Source organism: Profundibacter sp. (assembly GCF_965277155.1).
In the GTDB taxonomy this organism is placed as follows: Bacteria; Pseudomonadota; Alphaproteobacteria; order Rhodobacterales; family Rhodobacteraceae; genus Profundibacter.
The window spans coordinates 33,906-51,403 of the sequence record NZ_CBDIBV010000013.1 but is presented as its reverse complement, the minus strand read 5'-3'; the positions used below and the strand labels follow the sequence as shown (position 1 = coordinate 51,403).

Below are 17,498 nucleotides of genomic sequence, written 5' to 3'. Positions count from 1 at the left end.
CCTTTGACGGGCAGGATGTTGTCAGGTTTTCAGAAGACAACGGAACAGATTGTATCGCCCGATGGTTCGATCTGGATATACTGGACGATGGAGAGATTGAACTTTACCCCTCAGGCCTTAAGGCAATTCTTGTGGCCAGATAGTGGTGTAAACTACTGACGTAAGATTTATGCGTATTAGCTATTTGAGCAATTGTAGGGGCTAAAGCCAACCAGAGAGGACACCACATGGCAATTCGCGCAATCACTCCAGAGGAGGCACGAGCATCGGCGGAGCAGTTAAAACTCTCTCCGGCAATCATATCTGGCAACCACGTTTTCCTGTCGGGTGTCACAGGAAGCGATGCGCAAGGCGGGATGGCTGAAGACCCTGAAGCACAGTTTCGGAATGCCTTTGACAAGATTGGTGGCGTTTTGGGCAAAGCAGGTCTGACCTTTGCAGCGGTGGTCGAAATGACAAGTTATCACATCGGTTTGCGCGGTCATTTTGATTTGTTCAACAAGGTCCGTCTTGATTACGTCAAGGCCCCTTATCCGGCCTGGACAGCCGTCGAAGTGGCGGGGTTAAGGCGGGAAGGGGCACTTGTCGAAATTAGGGTGATTGCGGCCTCTGACCCTGACAACTGAACTGGGACATTGAGTGTAAAGCGTGTTTAGCCCAAATGGGTTTTGCCAGTAATGCCCCCGATTTCCACCTAAAAGTGACGTTTCCTGCCCGTTTGCCTTCGCTTTCTGGCGCTGATCGGCCATTTCCCCTGTTAGCCTTCATCTTATGGGGAAAGAAAAACAATAACGCCCCAGATATTGCGAAACCTAACAGGGAGACGTGAACATGTCAGCGACTGACGATACCGACCTCCTCATAGATAAAATCGACTATGAGGTTGGTCAGGATAATATCCAGACCAACATTGGCCCGTTCGGGCTTGATATCCACAATCCGGTGTTTCTAATTGCCGGTTTGGGAATTTTTGCGTTTGTAATCGGCACCTTGATGGTGCCCGAACAGGCCACGGACCTGTTCAAGGCGATGCGCAATTTCGTGACCACCAACTTTAGCTGGTTCTTCCTGCTGGCAGGCGACATTTTTGTGTTGTTCTGTCTGATGCTGATTGTCACTCCACTGGGCAAAGTGCGATTGGGCGGGGCGGATGCGCGGCCCGATTATGGCTATGTCGGCTGGTTCGCGATGTTGTTTGCGGCGGGCATGGGCATCGGGTTGATGTTTTACGGGGTGTCCGAACCGCTGTCGCATTTCAGCACATCCTTTGCCGAAGGGGCGGGCAGCCCCGATAGCTGGGCACCGCTAAAGGGCGCGCCGGGCGATGCCCAGGCTGCGACGCAACTGGGTATGGCCGCAACCATCTATCACTGGGGCCTGCACCCTTGGGCGATGTATGCTGTTGTGGCGCTAGCATTGGGTTTATTTAGCTATAACAAAGGATTACCGTTAACAATTCGTTCAGCGTTCTACCCTATTTTCGGCGATGCCGTCTGGGGCTGGGTTGGTCATATTATCGACGTTGTTGCGGTGTTTGCCACGCTGTTCGGATTGGCTACATCGCTGGGCTTTGGTGCGCAACAGGCCAATGCGGGTCTGAATTACGTGTTCGGTATCCCCGAAGGTACCGGCACGATGATTGTCCTGATTGTTGTCATTACCGGTTTTGCCATGACCTCGGTTCTGGCGGGGCTGGATTCAGGCGTGAAGCGGGCCTCGGAAATCAATATGGTGCTGGCGGCAATTCTGTTGTTGTTCGTGTTGTTTGTCGGCCCGACGGGGGACATCATCAAGGGCTTTTTTGCATCCCTTGGTGCATATGCCAAAAACCTGCCGGCCCTTTCGCAGCCGTTTGGTCGCGAAGATGCCAACTTTAGTCAGGGATGGACCGCATTCTATTGGGCGTGGTGGATCAGTTGGTCACCCTTCGTTGGTATGTTTATCGCTCGCGTCAGCCGAGGCCGCACCGTGCGCGAGTTTATCATTTGCGTGCTGCTGATCCCATCGTTGGTTTGCGTGCTGTGGATGACAGTTTTTGGTGGCACAGCCATTGAACAGGTTGTTCAAGACGGCTTTACAGGGGCCAAGGACGCTGCCCTGCCGGTGCAGTTGTTCGAAATGCTAAGCCAGTTGCCGTTGGCTAAAATCACTTCGGTGATCGGCATTGTGCTGGTGGTGGTGTTCTTTATCACCTCGTCGGATTCCGGTTCGTTGGTGATTGATACAATTACGGCGGGCGGCAAAACCGAAGGCCCCGTGCCCCAGCGTGTGTTCTGGTGCACCTTCGAAGGTCTGGTGGCAATTACCCTGTTGCTGGGGGGCGGGTTGACCGCACTTCAGGCGATGGCGGTGACGACGGGTTTCCCGTTTGCGATGCTGCTGTTGCTGATGTGTGTATCGATTTTCATCGGTCTGCGGGAAGAGTTGCAAAAGCTGAAGTAAACAGCTGACAACTGAAAATGGAAAAGCCCCGCAAAAACGCGGGGCTTTTTACATCAGGCGGTGACTTTATAATCCGCAAACGCTGCATCCACTTCGGTTGCTGCCAGATGGTTTACGAAATTGGAATAGGTCTTGCAGGCAATCGCCTGAACGATCCCTAGCACATGTTTCGGGGTGAACCCGGCGGCAAGGAATGTGTCCACTTCGGATTTCTCGGGCATCCCGCGTTTTTCGACCATGCTGCGGGTGAATATGGCCAGCGCGTTCAGGCGCGGGTCGGGCAGGGGGGTGCCATTGCGCAGGGCGGCCAGATCACCGGCGGGGACCTTGGACAATTTGTCGGCAATCATCGAATGGGCCGCTGTGCAATAGGTGCAGCCGTTCACGGCGCTTACACTCAGGAACACAGTTTCTTGTTCTGGCGGGGTGAAACCGGCATCGTTGCGAAAGCTGGCATAGGCGGCGAAATAGCCCTCTAACACCCCTGGAAGAACCCCCATATATCCATACATATTCGGGATAAACCCCAGTTTTAACTGGGTATTATTCAGAATTTCGGCCACGGGTTCCGTGGCGGTTTTTGGGGTCACAGCGGTTAGGTTCAGTAGCGGCTGGCGTGTCATGTCAGGGTCCTTTTGAATAATAGAATGATCGTTTCATATATTGCAAAAGGCCCTGTGGCCAGTTAATAATAGAACGATGAGTTCAAATATAAGTGATCACACCCCCCAAACCCGCCCAAGGGGGCGACCGCGCGGTTTTAACAAGGCCGTTGCGCTTGAGGCCGCGATGAGGGTTTTCTGGGCGCATGGCTATGCCGGTGCCTCGATCGGGATGTTAAGCGATGCGATGAACGTGCCGCGCGCCACGCTCTACCAACTGTTCGGTGACAAAGAGGGGCTGTTCAAGGCCGCGATTACCCATTACGGCGAGGTCAGCTTTGCCTCGGTGATGGACAAATTGGAGGGCAGTGGCGATGTGCACGCCGATCTGAACGGGTTTTTCAAAGGGCTGATTGATTTTGCCACCAAAGACCCCGAAACGCTGGGCTGTCTGATTGCTGTGGCGCTGGCCGATGCGGCGGGCAGCAACAAGAACATGCGCGATATGCTGGCGGGGCGGTTCGGCATGGTCGAAAACACCCTGAAACAACGCCTGCAACGGGCGCAGGACAAAGGCCAGATACCGACCCGTCCAAGCGCCGACGATCTGGCGATGATGCTGGCCGCCACCGCGCGCGGGTTGATGGTGCGGGCGCGCACGGGCTGTGCTGCCGAAGAAATGTATCCGGCGGCGCGCACCGTTGTTGATCTGTGTTGCGGGAAATAGGTCAGGGGCTTGATTTTGCATTTACAAGATCGGGAAATCCCCCCAAGGTCGGGGAAATTCTGATATTCTTGAGGATATGAAATGCAAAAGGCGCTAGACACCGGGTTTGTGCGGGACCAGTTCCCTGCGTTCAAGGAACCATCACTGCAAGGGCAGGCGTTTTTCGAAAATGCCGGTGGCAGTTACACCTGTAAACCGGTGCTGGACCGCCTGTTCCGGTTTTACCACAGCCGCAAGGTGCAGCCCTATGCCCCCTACGAGGCATCGCGGCTGGGCGGGGCCGAGATGGACGAGGCCCGCGAGCGTCTGGCTTTGATGATGGGGGTAGATACGGATGAATTGTCCTTTGGGCCTTCGACCACGCAGAATACTTATGTGCTGGCACAGGCGTTTCGGCAGCACCTGAACCCCGGCGATGCGATCATTGTCACCAATCAGGATCACGAGGCAAACACCGGTCCGTGGCGGCGACTGGCCGAAGAGGGGTTTGAGCTGCGCGAATGGCAGATGGACCCGCAAACCGGCCATCTGGACACGGCTGATCTGGAAAAGCTGCTGGATAGCAAGGTGAAACTGGTGTGTTTTCCGCATTGCTCGAACGTGGTGGGGGAAATCAACGATGTGGCCGCGATTTGCAAAGTGGTGCGGGAGAACGGCGCCTATTCCTGTGTGGACGGGGTTAGCTATGCACCGCATGGCTTTGTTAATGTTGATGAAATAGGCGCGGATATCTACCTGTTTTCGGCCTATAAAACCTATGGGCCGCATCAGGGCATCATGGTGATCCGCCGCGCCTTGGGGATGGAACTGCCAAATCAGGGGCATTATTTCAACGCGCCTTGCCTTTATAAACGCTTTACACCCGCAGGGCCGGATCATGCGCAGGTCGCGGCCTGTTCGGGCATGGCCGATTATGTGGACCAGCTATATGCGCATCACTTTGACGGGACGGCGGATGCTGCCGGACGGGCCAGGGCGGTGCACGGGCTGATGCGCGGGGCGGAAACTGAATTGATGCAGCCGCTGCTGGAGTATCTGGGGCAGAAGAATTCCGTGCGTTTGCTGGGACCAACACAGGCCACGGGCCGCGCCCCGACGATTGCGGTTGAGCTGGAAGGCAATGCCGAAGCCGCTGCCGCCGCGCTGGCGCCACTGGGAATTATGGCCGGCGGGGGTGATTTTTACGCCGTCAGGGCGCTGCAAGCACAGGGGATTGACCCCGAAAAGGGCGTTTTGCGATTGAGCTTTGTGCATTACACATCCAAAGCGGAAATCGACAAGCTGATCACAGCGCTTGACCAGACGCTTTAGGGCGGGGATTATCCGCCCATAAAGTCTAACGGAGTATCGAGCAATGCCCTCAGCAATACGTTTAGCCGGATTTGTTGTCTTTGCGGCAATGGGTTGGGTGGTTTCGGAAATGATAATCCCCTTAATGCCGGAAGGCACCAACCCGGGCGGATTTTCGATCTACAATGCAATTCTGGGGGCGATCCTTGGCTGGGTCATGATGAAACCCGCAGTGGCCAGAAGCCCCAGCGGCCCGTTGGGTGCGGGGATTACCACAGCGGTTGCGATTGTCGTTTGGGGGCTGTTTTTCTATGCGCTGGCGGAAATGATCAAACAATCCATGCGGATGCGCTATGACGGGCCGGTCGAGGCGGTGGTCAATATCTTCCAGATAATGATGGAATATGGGGTGATGATCGCGGCACCGGCAGTTATCATTGCTATTTTCGTGTTTGGCGCTCTTGGAGGCTGGTTTTGTGGCGCGGTTGCTAAACGCTGGCCTTAAGGTATGAAAAACCTGTTTCTTTACAGTACCTTGGCGTATGTTCCTTTGCTGGAAACGGTGCTTGGGCATAGGTTGAAGTCTGGGCAGATTGTGGATGCAACTCTTGCGGATCATGCAGTCTATTGTGTTCGGGGGCACGCCTATCCTTTTATTGAACCCTGCAAGGGGGTGCTTGCGGTCGGGATTTTGTTAAAAGGGCTGACCACCGAAGAGCGCGCACGGCTGGATTTCTACGAGGGCGGGTTTGATTATGATTTGCGGGCGTTGCCTGTTGAAACCGAAACCGGCCCCGACATGGCGCAGGTCTATTTCCCGACAGATTCACCGCCGCGTGGCGACCCGTGGGATTTGCAACAATGGCAAGCGGAATGGGGGGATTTGACAGTTCTGGCAGCCAAAGAGGCGATGCAGTATTTCGGCCAAATCACAGCAACCGAGTTGGCCCGCCGGTTCCCCGCCATCCGTCGTCGTGCAGCATCTTATCTACGGGGGCAGGCGGACACCCGCAAGCCCACTACATGGTCACCACGCTTGCGCGATGATGTCGTGGTCGAGGACAGCCGCATGGCCTATAGCAATTTCTACGCCATGCGGGAATTCGACATCCGGTTTCGCCAGTTCAACGGCGAAATGAGCGATGTTCTGGATCGCGCCAGTTTTATCGGCTTTGATGTGTCCATCGTGCTGCCCTATGACCCTGTTCTGGACCGTGTTTTGTTGGTGGAGCAATTCCGCCTTGGCCCCTATGCCCGCGGGGCGCAATACCCGTGGGTGCTGGAACCTGTCGCGGGGCACATTGATGTGGGCGAAACCCCCGAACAGGCCGCGCGGCGCGAAACGGTCGAGGAGGCGGGACTGGCGTTAAGCGAGTTGATCCCGGTTGCCCAAACCTATCCGTCCCCGGGCGCCTCCAGCGAATATTACCACATCTATCTGGGGATTTGCGATCTGGCGGGGCAGGGTGGTGCCAACAGGGGCGAGGTCGAGGAAAACGAAGATATTCACAGCCATATCCTGAGCTATGACCAGTTAATGCAATTCGTGGATTCCGGTGAAGCCAACATCCTGCCGCTGGTTTTTGCCGCCAACTGGCTTGCAAGAAACCGTGACCGGCTGCGCAGTGGCGCTTGAATACCCCTCGCGGCCTGCATAGACATAGAGTAAGTCACAAAAAGGCATGCGCTTTGGACATTTGCGAAAATCTGGAACAATCGATCGGCAACACCCCGTTGATCCGCCTGCATGCAGCCAGCGAGGCCACAGGCTGTGATATTCTGGGCAAGGCCGAATTCATGAACCCCGGCCAGTCGGTCAAGGACCGCGCGGCGCTCTATATCATCAAGGATGCCATTGCACGCGGCGATCTGTTGCCCGGCGGCACGATTGTCGAAGGCACAGCCGGCAATACCGGGATCGGGCTGGCGTTGGTCGGGGCCTCGATGGGGTTTAAAACGGTGATCGTGATCCCTGAAACCCAAAGCCGCGAAAAGATGGAAATGCTGCGACTGGCCGGGGCCGAACTGGTACCCGTGCCCGCAGCGCCCTACCGCAACCCGAATAATTTTGTGCGCTATTCCAGTCGTTTGGCGGAAAAGCTGGCGCAATCCGAACCCAATGGCGCGATCTGGGCCAACCAGTTTGACAATGTAGCCAACCGGCAATCCCATGTGGAAACCACAGCGCCGGAAATCTGGCAGCAGACGGACGGTAAGGTGGATGGCTTTATCTGCGCTGTCGGCTCTGGTGGCACCTTGGCCGGTGTGGCCGAGGGGCTGCGCAACCGGTCGAAAGATGTGAAAATCGGCCTTGCCGACCCTGAAGGTGCAGCGCTGTTCAGCTATTACACCACGGGTGAATTGACCAGCGAGGGTGGCTCGATTGCCGAAGGGATCGGACAGATCCGGATCACCAAGAACCTTGAGGGGCTGACGGTCGACATGGCCTATCGCATCCCCGATACCGAGGCCCTGCCGATCATCTTTGATCTGGTGCAAAACGAAGGGCTGGTGCTGGGTGGGTCCAGCGGTATCAACATTGCCGGTGCCATTCGAATGGCGCGGGAAATGGGGCCGGGGCATACCATTGTCACCATGCTGTGCGATTACGGCACGCGCTATCAATCCAAACTGTTCAACCCCGAATTCCTGCGGGAAAAGGATTTGCCGGTCCCCGAATGGCTGGACCGTGCCCCACGTGATTTACCTAAGGTGTTTCAAGACTGATGAGGTATATGGTTCAGATAATTGCGGTTCTTGCATTGGTGTTTGCCGGCTTTCAGGGCTTGGCCGAGGATGCGGGGCAGGGGGACAATAGCGGGCGTTCCGGTTCCGGAAGCTATCAGAAAACGATAACGAACACCCTGTCCGCATGGGAGCAGACGGCAAAACGTGCGGAAGAGGCGATTGATGCGGGGCGGGCCTCGACCGCGGCACTTGAGGAATTGCGCGGTCAGCTTGTTGAATGGCGTGACAAGTTCTTGGCGGCGCAAACCACTAACAAAAGCGCCATTGATACATTACAGGCGCAGATTACCGCCCTTGGCCCAAAACCTGAAAGCGGCGAGGAAACGCCGGAAATTGCAAAACAGCGCAGAGATCTGGAACAACGGCTGGCCCAGCTGCAGGCCCCTGTGAAATCGGCCGAGGTGGCCTATAGCCAAGCAGACGGGCTGATCCGGGGGATTGACCAGATTATTCGCGCCCGTCAGGCCGATGCGCTGCTCGAGCTTGGCGTATCCCCCCTCAATCCGGTGTACTGGAGCAAAGGCGTTGCAGCACTGCAATCCTCGTTCAAGGCCATTCGCAAAGAGCTGACCGATGCCTGGTCCAGCCCCGCACAACAAGTTCAACTGAAAGCAAAGCTGCCGCAAATCGTGTTTCTGCTTATCGTGGCTTTGCTGTTGCTGGGCCGTGGTCGGCACTGGATGGAAAAGCTGACCTTTTCGATGCAGACAAAGGAACGCACGCCGGCCCGCTGGAGCATGGCGTTTTTCCTGTCGATTGCGCAGGTGATCCTGCCATTGATCGGTCTGCTGGCCTTGGTCGAGGCGCTGTATGCCACCCAGATGATCGGTGTGCGCGGTGATATTGCTTTGTCTACATTTGTGGTGCTGGGGGTATTTTTCCTGTTGGCCCGCTGGTTGGGCGGACGGATTTTTCCCAAAAGCGAATACATCACCCCGCCCCTGAACCTGTCGACAGCCCAACGCCGCAAAGGGCGGTTCTATAGCGCAACTCTGGGGGTTTTGCTGGGGTTGCAAACCATGGTGAAATCGATTGCCAGTTTCGACAACTGGAGTGTTGAAGCGCAAATTGTAGTTATCTTTCCGCTGCTTGTTATCGCCGGTTATGCGCTGTTGCGCATATCGAAACTGCTGCGCCTGCATGTGCTGAACGAAAAGGTCGAAGGCGAAGAGCGCAGCTACAAGAACCGGATAATATATTACCTCAGCCGGATCATTCTGGCGCTGGCCATTATCGGACCGCTACTGGCGGCGATCGGGTATTTCGAGGCAGGGCAAGCAATCGTATTCCCCACCGCAATGTCCCTTGGGTTGCTGGCGTTTCTGTTGATTCTGCAACGCATGATCCTTGAAGTATACGGGTTGATCATCGGCAGCGAGGAACGGGCCCGCGAGGCATTGATCCCTGTTCTGCTGGGCTTTATTATTGTGTTGGCCTCGACTCCGCTGTTTGCCCTGATCTGGGGCGCAAGGGTGACCGACCTGACCGAGATGTGGGCGCGTTTTCAGGAAGGGTTTAGTGTTGGCGGCACGCGGATATCGCCATCCGATTTCCTGACCTTCGCAATCATCTTCGTGATCGGTTACATGGTCACCCGCCTGATACAGGGCACCCTGCGCACCACGGTTCTGCCAAAAACCAAACTGGATGTGGGCGGGCGTAATGCGATTGTATCAGGCGTTGGCTATATCGGGATATTCCTGTCGGCCGTGGTGGCGATCACCGCAGCGGGGATTGATCTGTCATCGCTGGCCATCGTTGCCGGTGCACTGTCGGTCGGTATCGGTTTTGGTTTGCAAAATATCGTATCCAACTTTGTGTCCGGCATCATCCTGCTGATCGAGCGCCCCATTTCCGAAGGCGACTGGATCGAGGTTGGCGGTCAGATGGGCTATGTGCGCGACATATCCGTGCGCTCGACCCGGATTGAAACCTTTGACCGCACCGATGTGATCGTGCCCAACTCGGACCTTGTGTCGGGTGTGGTCACCAACTGGACCCGCGGCAATTCGGTCGGGCGACTGATTGTGCCGGTCGGGGTGGCCTATGGCACCGATACCAAAATGGTCGAAGGCCTGCTGCGCGAAATCGCCGAAGCGCACCCGATGGTGCTGGCCAATCCCAAACCTTCGATTATCTTTCAGGGGTTCGGGGCGGATTCACTGGACTTCGAGATCCGCGCCATCCTGCGTGACATCAACTGGAAACTTAGTGTGAAGTCCGACATCAACCACGAAATCGCCCGCCGGTTTACCGAAGAAGGGATCGAGATACCCTTTGCCCAGCGGGATATCTGGTTGCGTAACCCCGAAGCCTTGCGTCCTGAACCAAAGAAAGAGTAGCTTTGGCACTCACGGGTAATTCTGCCCAAGCTTATTTTGTTCGGTTATACTCGGGGGTCCCATGAAAAAGATGATTGAAAACAGACAGGTGGGAACCTCTAAAAATCCCCCAAAATCCGGCCTGACGGGGTAGAATCGTCATCAGGATGAAAATGATTCGACCGACGGGGTTTTGTCATGGGTCAGATGGGATTTTTTGATCTTTCCAGCCGATACGCGGGACTGGACAAATCTGGTGATCCGCTGGTGTTGCTCAACGACATGGTGCCGTTCGAGGATTACCGGGACGAGCTGAAGGCCATATGGCGCACGCCGCCCGAACAGCGCAAATCCAACGCTGGCCGCCCGCCTTGGGATGAGGTGCTGATATTCAAGACGATGGTTTTGCAGCAGCTCTACAACCTCTCTGACGATCAGATCGAGTATCAGATCCGCGACCGCCTGTCGTTCATGCGGTTTCTCGGCCTTGGCATTGAAGACAGCGTACCTGACGCCAAGACCATCTGGGCCTACCGTGAAAGGCTGGCCGGGGCCGGGAAGATGAAGGAGCTGTTTGACAAGTTCGATGCCTTTCTGCGCGAAAAGGGCTATCTGGCGATGGGCGGGCAGATTGTTGATGCGAGCATCGTTCCGGCGCCGCGCCAGCACAACAAAAGGGACGAGAACGAGAAAATCAAGGCGGGCGAAACGCCTGAAGAGTGGGAGGAAAAACCCCACAAGAAGCGCCAGAAGGACGTGGATGCGCGCTGGACGAAGAAGCACGGCAAGAGCTATTACGGCTACAAGAACCACATCAATGTCGACCGGCGGCACAAATTCATCCGCGCTTATGATGTCACCGATGCCGCCGTGCATGACAGCCAGGCGCTTGCCGGTCTGATTGATGCGAGCAACACCTCATCGGACCTGTGGGCCGACAGCGCCTATCGCTCGCAAAAGATCGAAAGCGAGCTGGAAGAGCGGGGGCTTCACAGCCATATCCATCACAAGGGCAGGCGCGGCAAGCCGCTTGGCGAGCGCCAGCAAAAGGCCAACCGGAGGCGCTCGAAAGTGCGGGTCCGGGTCGAGCATGTATTCGCTTTTCAGGAGCGCTCCATGGGCGGCAAGCTGATCCGCTCCATCGGCCTGAAGCGGGCGCGATTTCGCATCGGGATGATGAACCTGGTCTACAACATGAAGCGCTTCGTCCAGTTCGAATGCGGCCTGGCGGCGCCGGGATAAGGGTTCATGGGGTGAGGTGTGCCTGAAATACCCAAAACCGGCTTGAAACCGGTGAAAATGGGTTTATGATCCGAAGCAATCAGGCGGGACAGGCGAAAAACCGTCCACCCCGCCGCGAAGAAGGCGAAAACGGGAATTTACAGAGGTTCCCAGGTTATTTTGCTCCTGTATATTGTTGCGATGGTGGCGGGCTATTTTGCATTTCGTTTGTTATACGGGGTTGGCGACAGTTTTCCCTTCAGTCAGGAACTGCTTTTGGTGTTTCTGGGGGCGATTGCAACGATCCTGATTACAGCCCTGTTGCTGAACCAGCAAACCGAACTGGAATTGCGCAAAGAAGGGCAAGTGCTGCTGCTGGACCAGAAAAGCACAACCTAAAGACCTCTGCATGAGGCCATGGCTTTCGGTTGAAGCAAGATTTCGGCCGCCCACCTTGCGCCCCTGCGGGTCCGGCGGACAGACGGGTGGCGGGGTTTGGGGCTATGCGATTGCGGGGGTTTGCGGGTTGAGGGTGATCCTGTTTGCGGCCTTGAGCAGGTTTTGCGCGATGGCGGCCATGACCATCTGGGCATGCACCCTGGCGCGCCCGAAATATCTCGCCCGCTGCAGGCCGAAGAGGCGTTTCATCGTGCCGAAAGTCTGCTCGATGCGGAAGCGGCGTTTCGAAATCAGCCGGTTGAAGCGTTTCTCCGATTGCCGCAGGGGGCGGCCGCGCGCTGCCTTGCGCAGGATGCCGTCGCGGTATTTGCCGCGCAGCATCTGGCGGTTGGCCTTGCTCGCATAGGCCTTGTCGGCCAGCACCCGCTGCGCCTTTGCGCCCGCGATCATGGTGGCGAATTCGGGGCTTTCGGCGGCATTGGCGGGCGTGGTGTGCACCTTGTCGATAAAGCCCTCTTCGTCGCAGCGGGCAAAGCCCTTGTAGCCGAGCGTGCTCTTGCGGCCCTTCTTGACCCAGCGGGCATCAGGGTCGGCGCTGAAATGCAGCTGTGCCCCGTCGGGTGAGACCTCGGGCGGATCATCCGGCGTCCCTTCCCTTGCCCCGTCCTCTGCCCGGTCCTGCGGGGCGTCGATATGGGTGCGCGGGCGCGCCGCCGCCGCGATCAGGGTCGCATCAATGATCGCCGCCTCAGCCTCTTTCAGCTTCAGCCCATGCGCCTCGATCTGGCGGCAGACCTCGGCCAGCAGCTCATCGTAAACGCCACCCCGGACCAGCGCATTGCGGAACCGGCAGTGGGTCGTCTCATCCGGCACCGACGCGTGCAGATCGAGCCCGCAGAACAGCATGAAATCCAGCCGCACCTTCAAGGCCCGCTCCAGCTTCGGGTCGCTCAGCCCGTGCCACTGGCCAACCAGAAGACACTTGAACAGAACCAGCGGATCATAGCCCTGAGGCCCGATCCCCGAGCGCCCCAGACCGCGCCGCAGGATCGGCAAAAACGAGTTCCAATCCATCAGCGCGTCGATCTTCGACAGAACGTCATCCGCGCCGATCCGTGCCGCCGCTTCGTGCAGGAAAAGGTCCATCTATTCACCCCAGAGATTTCCCGGCTAGCTTACCAAAACGGCCAACCCGGGGGAATCCCGATGTTATGCAGAGGTCTTACCTATATGGCGTTGATCGACCATATCGGGGAAATCGTTGAAAAAGGTCGGCTGGATCCCGATGGTGTTGCGGAACTGCGTGTGCTGAACCACAAGCTGGCAATGATCGGCAGTGCAGATGTGATTGGCCAGTTTAACGATGTGCTGCGGCGTCTGGATGATTCAACCGATGACCAGACAATCAGTGATGCGGAACAGGCGCAGATTATGCAGAGCGTTGCGGTGCTGACCTATCACATGCGCCGTGATTTGCTGGGCCGGATTGAAGGTGAGGATGACCAGCAGCTGTTGCAGAAAATTGTCGCAAACAGCAATGATCTGGAAGATTGATTGAACGCTATAAAAGAGTAGGGGCGCCGATCTGTCCGGCGCCCCTTTTTTGTATCAGGCCTGATTTGCCAGCTTGCGTAGGGCCAGCGCCAGTGCGATTTCAAGCACACCATGCAGCAGCGCATAAAACCCGATCATCCAGCCCATTGTCACCAGACCGGCAGCGGGATTGCCCCACAACACGACCGGAATGGCGATCCCCAGCCCAAGGCTGATCAACCCCGACAGGCCCAGCATCCATTCGCCCTCAATCTCTTTGCGCAAACGGATCGCGGCGGCCAGTTCCAGCACACCGGTTGCGATCGACCAGATTGCCAGCATGGTCCATGCGAAAATCACGAGTGACACGGCGGACAGTCCCGGCAGGATCAAACGATGGCACCGGCAAACATCCCCAGCACACCGCGCAAGACGAGGGGCCAAAAATTGCCACTATCGCTGTTTTTCCCCTGAACAGCCGCGATAATCGACAAGATGCCGTCCGCCATCGCATAAGCGCCAAACAGCAGGGTCATGGCATAGACGGCCCCCAGCGGGATCCAGAAGGCCAGCAGGCCGAACAGGATGGTGACCAGCCCGCTTGCCAGTACCCATCCCCATTTTGGTTTCAGGACACCAAGGGCGACAAAGCCACCTTGAATCCCTTTGTTTTCAGTTGTCTGTTCCATTTTTTCGTTCCTTTGAATATGCTCTCCTCGTCGCTTTATTGCGGCGCCGGAGTGGCTCCGGGAATGGAGCCATTTTTCTTGCTGCTAACGTAGGGTAACCTTTCTTTCTTTCAAGATGGAAAAAGAAAAACTCGCCTCTTGCGCTCGCAAAACTTCAAGCTATAACAGCGGCAACGGACAGGTGGCCGAGTGGTCGAAGGCGCACGCTTGGAAAGTGTGTAGGCGGGAAACCGTCTCCAGGGTTCGAATCCCTGTCTGTCCGCCACTATCCCCGGAGAACCCGTTCTCCGTTTGCGGCCCCAGCCGGATTTTCTTGTTGTTTTCAAAGGTTATAGGTGGTGGGCTGTTGAGTGCCCTTCTGGCAGTTTTGGCGGAAATGGTTCTCTACCCCCCGATATTCTCCAAAGCTGTTGCCTAAAGGGGTTTTGGTTCAGTTTTGTAACATGTTGTAAAATATCTATAATTTAGAACAATCATTTTCTATGGTTCGAACTTCCATACGCTGGGCGAGCGAGGCTGGGGGTAGTGTCGCGAGTTTGGTGGAAATTCGAGGACGGCGTAATCTCCGGGTGCATCGAAGCCACCCAACCGGCGGCTGGAACCGCCAAGGAGATCACGCCATGACAAAGAATACAGCAACATCGACATCCGCGCTACTGGCCAATGAAGCAGGCTATGACCCGATTGAAGACCGGCTGCGCCAGAACATCCGCGCGACGATCGAGGCGGTTTTCGAAGAGGAGCTGGAGCAGTTTCTGGGCCGTTGCCGGTATGGCCGCAGCGGCGGGGCAAAGGCCGGATACCGCCACGGGCATCGCGAGCGGCAACTGGTCGGAACATTTGGAACCGAAACGGTGCGCGTGCCGCGTGCGCGGATCACAGGCGAGGCCGGCAAGGCCAGAGAATGGCGCTCGAAGGCATTGCCCCGCTACCAGCGGCTGACGAAGAAGGCCGAGGCGCTGATCGCTGCTGTCTACCTTTCGGGCACCAACACACGGCGGGTAAAACGCGCCCTGTTCGGCCTGTTTCAGGGGGCGGTCAGCAAGGATGTGGTGAGCCGCGCCTGGCGCAAGGTGAAGGTGGACTGGCAGGCGTGGTGCGCCCGCAGCCTTGCGGATGAAGACATCGTGCGGCTGATCCTGGACGGCACCGTGATCAAAACGCGGATTGACAGGAAGGCCACCAATATCTCGGTTCTGGCCGCGATTGGCGTGCGCCGGGATGGGCAGAAGGTCTTGTTATCACTGATGAACATGGGCGGCGAAAGCACCTCCGCCTGGCGTCAGTTCATCAACGATCTGGATGCGCGCGGGTTGAAACGGCCCGAATTTGTCATCGTGGACGGGGCACCGGGACTTGAGGTCGCTCTCATTGCCCTCTGGGGTGAAGATCTGCCGATCCAGAGGTGCACGGTGCACAAGCACCGCAACCTTCTGGCCAAGGCACCCAAGCGTATGCATGATGAGTTGACAGAAGATTACCGCGACATGATCTACGCCAAAACACCCGAGGAAATCGCCACCCGCCGCAAGGCATTTCTGCGAAAATGGCGGCTGAAATGCAAGGCCGTCGCTGACAGCTTGGAAGAAGCAGGAGATAAGCTTTTCACCTTCACGCGTCTGCCACAAGGCCAGTGGAAATCGGCCAGAACGACAAATGCGATCGAACGCCTGAACGAGGAATTCCGCCGCCGCATCAAGACCCAGACCGTGCTGCCATGCGCCGAGACCGTGCCGATGCTGCTTTGGGCTCTGATGGCCTCGGGGCAGATCGTCATGCGAAAGGTCGATGGCTGGGAAACGCTCGCTCAGCCCGTCGCCGACGCAACCCTTGACCAAGCCGCCTGACCGGCGCATAACTCAACCCGCTCGGAGGTGCCTGAAATCAATTTCCACCACTTTCGAGACACAACCGGCCAGGGCTTGCTGGGTCTTCTTGACCGCGCCCACAGTATTGGCGGCAATCTGGCAATCACCAGCAAGCAGGGCAAGGGCACAACTATGTGTCTGACGCTTGCAAATGTGGAGAATGTTACATGACAATACGTTTGATACTTGCAGATGATCACCCGATCTTTCGTGACGGGCTGGTGCAGAGCATCGAGGAAACCGGTGAATTTGAAGTTGTCGGGGTCGGGGAATCTGCGGGAGTAATGCCCGAAAGTTGGTGATGGGGTGATTGGGTGGCATATCATGGCGGTGTTGACGCGCCGCGATTCTCAGAGAGAAAAGGATATGCCACATGGAAGACGATACTATTTTGGAGTTTACCGATCCAGCCGGAATTTCACCTGATCCGCTGACGGATATCTTGCGCAAAGGCGCGCGGGATCTGTTGGCACAGGCGGTCGAGGCCGAGGTTTGTGATCTGATGGCGCAACACGCGCATTTGAGGGATTCGGCCGGTCGCCAGCGCCTTGTTCGCCACGGATACCTGCCGGAGCGCGAGGTGATGACGGGGATCGGCCCTGTCCCGGTGAATGTGCCTCGGGTGCGTGATCGTGGCACGGGGGCGGAGAAGATCAGGTTCACCTCGACGCTTCTGCCGCCGTATCTGCGCCGGGCAAAGTCGGTCGAGGAGTTGTTGCCCTGGCTCTATCTCAAAGGTATTTCCACGGGTGATTTCGGCGAAGCACTGGCGGCCCTTCTGGGGCCTGATGCGGGTGGTTTGACATCGAGCACGATTTCGCGCCTGAAGGCGGAGTGGTGGGCAGAATACGAGCGTTGGAACCGGCGTGACCTGTCGGCCAAACGCTATGTGTATTTCTGGGCCGACGGGGTTTATTTCAAGCCGCGCACGGATGCTGACAAGCAATGCATGCTGGTGATCATCGGCGCGGACGAGTGGGGTAACAAGGATGTTCTGGGCCTCGTGGACGGGTATCGAGAAAGCAGCCAGAGCTGGCGTGAACTGCTGCTGGACTTGCAACGTCGTGGCCTCAGAAAAGCCCCTGATCTGGCCGTTGGTGATGGCGCGCTCGGCTTCTGGAACGCCTTGCGGGAGGTGTTCGGTGAGACCCGGGAGCAGCGCTGCTGGGTGCATAAAACCGGCAACGTCCTGAATGCCATGCCGAAGTCGCTGCAAGCCAAAGCCAAGGGCCATCTACAGGACATCTGGATGGCCGAGAACAAACGGGACGCCGAGGCCGCGTTCAATTTCTTCATCGAAGCCTATGGCGTGAAATACGAGCGTGCCGTGGGGAAGCTGACCAAGGACCGGGACGTGCTGCTGACCTTCTACGACTTCCCTGCCGAGCACTGGAAACACATCCGCACATCCAACCCCATCGAAAGCATATTTGCCACCGTGCGGCACCGAACGAAGAAGACCAAAGGCTGCCTCGGGCGCAAGACCGCCTTGGCAATGACCTTCCGCCTGATGATGTCGGCAAAGAAGAAATGGCGTAAACTCGACGGCGCATTCCGATTGCCGGAAATCATCGAAGGGGTTGAATTTAAGGACGGGATCAAGCAGGAAAAACATGCCGCCTGATTACTGCGTCACCAACTTTTGGGCATAGCTCTTT

17 protein-coding genes and 1 tRNA gene are annotated in these 17,498 nt (G+C 56.9%); 14 read left to right on the top strand and 4 right to left on the bottom strand.

All coding sequences use genetic code 11. The features are described 5' to 3' along the window. The first annotated feature begins 227 nt into the window (after nt 1–227). Together ACQY4M_RS15400 and ACQY4M_RS15395 are read left to right on the top strand one after the other, a co-directional pair. A complete protein-coding gene (locus ACQY4M_RS15400) occupies nt 228–626 on the top strand; it encodes a RidA family protein (RefSeq protein WP_428545883.1) in 399 nt (132 codons plus the stop codon). Between the two features lie 205 nt (nt 627–831). Then, nucleotides 832–2,442 carry a BCCT family transporter gene (locus ACQY4M_RS15395; protein WP_428545880.1) on the top strand — a complete coding sequence of 537 codons (1,611 nt, stop codon included), beginning with the start codon at nt 832–834 and terminating at the stop codon, nt 2,440–2,442. A 53-nt stretch (nt 2,443–2,495) separates the two neighbouring features. On the opposite strand, the gene ACQY4M_RS15390 is transcribed toward ACQY4M_RS15395, so the two are convergent. Then, on the bottom strand, nt 2,496–3,065 hold the full coding sequence (locus ACQY4M_RS15390) for a carboxymuconolactone decarboxylase family protein (RefSeq protein WP_428545877.1): 570 nt from the start codon (nt 3,063–3,065) through the stop codon (nt 2,496–2,498). Between the two features lie 166 nt (nt 3,066–3,231). On the opposite strand from ACQY4M_RS15390, the gene ACQY4M_RS15385 reads away from it, so the two are divergent. The 8 genes from ACQY4M_RS15385 (at nt 3,232) to ACQY4M_RS15350 (ending at nt 11,750) form a co-directional block, all read left to right on the top strand. Beyond that, on the top strand, nt 3,232–3,771 hold the full coding sequence (locus tag ACQY4M_RS15385) for a TetR/AcrR family transcriptional regulator (RefSeq protein ID WP_428545874.1): 540 nt from the start codon (nt 3,232–3,234) through the stop codon (nt 3,769–3,771). 81 nt (nt 3,772–3,852) lie between these two features. Continuing rightward, nucleotides 3,853–5,082, top strand: a complete 1,230-nt coding sequence (locus ACQY4M_RS15380; protein ID WP_428545871.1) for an aminotransferase class V-fold PLP-dependent enzyme — start codon at nt 3,853–3,855, stop codon at nt 5,080–5,082. A gap of 43 nt (nt 5,083–5,125) precedes the next feature. Next, nucleotides 5,126–5,566, top strand: a complete 441-nt coding sequence (locus tag ACQY4M_RS15375) for a TrgA family protein (protein ID WP_428545868.1) — start codon at nt 5,126–5,128, stop codon at nt 5,564–5,566. A gap of 3 nt (nt 5,567–5,569) precedes the next feature. Next, a complete protein-coding gene (locus ACQY4M_RS15370; protein ID WP_428545865.1) occupies nt 5,570–6,697 on the top strand; it encodes an NUDIX domain-containing protein in 1,128 nt (375 codons plus the stop codon). 53 nt (nt 6,698–6,750) lie between these two features. Continuing rightward, the gene (locus ACQY4M_RS15365) at nt 6,751–7,788 is read left to right on the top strand and encodes a cysteine synthase A (protein WP_428545862.1); all 1,038 of its coding nucleotides are present in this window, start codon (nt 6,751–6,753) and stop codon (nt 7,786–7,788) included. After that, complete coding sequence (locus ACQY4M_RS15360) at nt 7,788–10,151, top strand: DUF3772 domain-containing protein (protein WP_428545859.1); 2,364 nt, start codon at nt 7,788–7,790, stop codon at nt 10,149–10,151. Before ACQY4M_RS15365 ends, ACQY4M_RS15360 begins: the two co-directional genes overlap by 1 nt. A gap of 177 nt (nt 10,152–10,328) precedes the next feature. Then, a complete protein-coding gene (locus ACQY4M_RS15355; protein WP_428539227.1) occupies nt 10,329–11,372 on the top strand; it encodes an IS5 family transposase in 1,044 nt (347 codons plus the stop codon). 159 nt (nt 11,373–11,531) lie between these two features. Further along, the gene (locus ACQY4M_RS15350; protein ID WP_428545856.1) at nt 11,532–11,750 is read left to right on the top strand and encodes a hypothetical protein; all 219 of its coding nucleotides are present in this window, start codon (nt 11,532–11,534) and stop codon (nt 11,748–11,750) included. A gap of 102 nt (nt 11,751–11,852) precedes the next feature. On the opposite strand, the gene ACQY4M_RS15345 is transcribed toward ACQY4M_RS15350, so the two are convergent. Continuing rightward, entirely contained in the window at nt 11,853–12,896 is a 1,044-nt protein-coding gene (locus ACQY4M_RS15345; protein ID WP_428539221.1) for an IS5 family transposase, read from the bottom strand. A 60-nt stretch (nt 12,897–12,956) separates the two neighbouring features. Here ACQY4M_RS15345 and ACQY4M_RS15340 point away from each other — a divergent pair, with 60 nt between their 5' ends. Beyond that, entirely contained in the window at nt 12,957–13,304 is a 348-nt protein-coding gene (locus tag ACQY4M_RS15340; protein WP_428545853.1) for a hypothetical protein, read from the top strand. A gap of 54 nt (nt 13,305–13,358) precedes the next feature. On the opposite strand, the gene ACQY4M_RS15335 is transcribed toward ACQY4M_RS15340, so the two are convergent. Together ACQY4M_RS15335 and ACQY4M_RS15330 are read right to left on the bottom strand one after the other, a co-directional pair. Continuing rightward, entirely contained in the window at nt 13,359–13,676 is a 318-nt protein-coding gene (locus ACQY4M_RS15335) for a DUF308 domain-containing protein (protein WP_428545850.1), read from the bottom strand. Continuing rightward, nucleotides 13,673–13,972, bottom strand: a complete 300-nt coding sequence (locus tag ACQY4M_RS15330) for a DUF308 domain-containing protein (protein WP_428545847.1) — start codon at nt 13,970–13,972, stop codon at nt 13,673–13,675. The genes ACQY4M_RS15335 and ACQY4M_RS15330 overlap by 4 nt, the downstream gene beginning before the upstream one ends. A 175-nt stretch (nt 13,973–14,147) precedes the next feature. Here ACQY4M_RS15330 and ACQY4M_RS15325 point away from each other — a divergent pair. From ACQY4M_RS15325 to ACQY4M_RS15315, 3 genes are all read left to right on the top strand, one after another. Then, nucleotides 14,148–14,237, top strand: a tRNA-Ser gene (locus ACQY4M_RS15325). 355 nt (nt 14,238–14,592) lie between these two features. Next, complete coding sequence (locus tag ACQY4M_RS15320) at nt 14,593–15,819, top strand: IS256 family transposase (RefSeq protein WP_428539582.1); 1,227 nt, start codon at nt 14,593–14,595, stop codon at nt 15,817–15,819. Nucleotides 15,820–16,213: 394 nt separating this feature from the next. Beyond that, the gene (locus tag ACQY4M_RS15315) at nt 16,214–17,464 is read left to right on the top strand and encodes an IS256 family transposase (protein ID WP_428539230.1); all 1,251 of its coding nucleotides are present in this window, start codon (nt 16,214–16,216) and stop codon (nt 17,462–17,464) included. Nucleotides 17,465–17,498 lie beyond the last annotated feature (34 nt).

Coding starts and splice junctions, on each gene's coding strand:
- ACQY4M_RS15395 (WP_428545880.1), top strand. CDS start 832: ATGTCAGCGACTGACGATACCGACCTCCTCATAGATAAAATCGACTAT.
- ACQY4M_RS15345 (WP_428539221.1), bottom strand. CDS start 12,896: ATGGACCTTTTCCTGCACGAAGCGGCGGCACGGATCGGCGCGGATGAC.
- ACQY4M_RS15375 (WP_428545868.1), top strand. CDS start 5,126: ATGCCCTCAGCAATACGTTTAGCCGGATTTGTTGTCTTTGCGGCAATG.
- ACQY4M_RS15385 (WP_428545874.1), top strand. CDS start 3,232: ATGAGGGTTTTCTGGGCGCATGGCTATGCCGGTGCCTCGATCGGGATG.
- ACQY4M_RS15330 (WP_428545847.1), bottom strand. CDS start 13,972: ATGGAACAGACAACTGAAAACAAAGGGATTCAAGGTGGCTTTGTCGCC.
- ACQY4M_RS15340 (WP_428545853.1), top strand. CDS start 12,957: ATGTTATGCAGAGGTCTTACCTATATGGCGTTGATCGACCATATCGGG.
- ACQY4M_RS15360 (WP_428545859.1), top strand. CDS start 7,788: ATGAGGTATATGGTTCAGATAATTGCGGTTCTTGCATTGGTGTTTGCC.
- ACQY4M_RS15320 (WP_428539582.1), top strand. CDS start 14,593: ATGACAAAGAATACAGCAACATCGACATCCGCGCTACTGGCCAATGAA.
- ACQY4M_RS15390 (WP_428545877.1), bottom strand. CDS start 3,065: ATGACACGCCAGCCGCTACTGAACCTAACCGCTGTGACCCCAAAAACC.
- ACQY4M_RS15380 (WP_428545871.1), top strand. CDS start 3,853: ATGCAAAAGGCGCTAGACACCGGGTTTGTGCGGGACCAGTTCCCTGCG.
- ACQY4M_RS15315 (WP_428539230.1), top strand. CDS start 16,214: ATGGAAGACGATACTATTTTGGAGTTTACCGATCCAGCCGGAATTTCA.
- ACQY4M_RS15355 (WP_428539227.1), top strand. CDS start 10,329: ATGGGTCAGATGGGATTTTTTGATCTTTCCAGCCGATACGCGGGACTG.
- ACQY4M_RS15400 (WP_428545883.1), top strand. CDS start 228: ATGGCAATTCGCGCAATCACTCCAGAGGAGGCACGAGCATCGGCGGAG.
- ACQY4M_RS15370 (WP_428545865.1), top strand. CDS start 5,570: ATGAAAAACCTGTTTCTTTACAGTACCTTGGCGTATGTTCCTTTGCTG.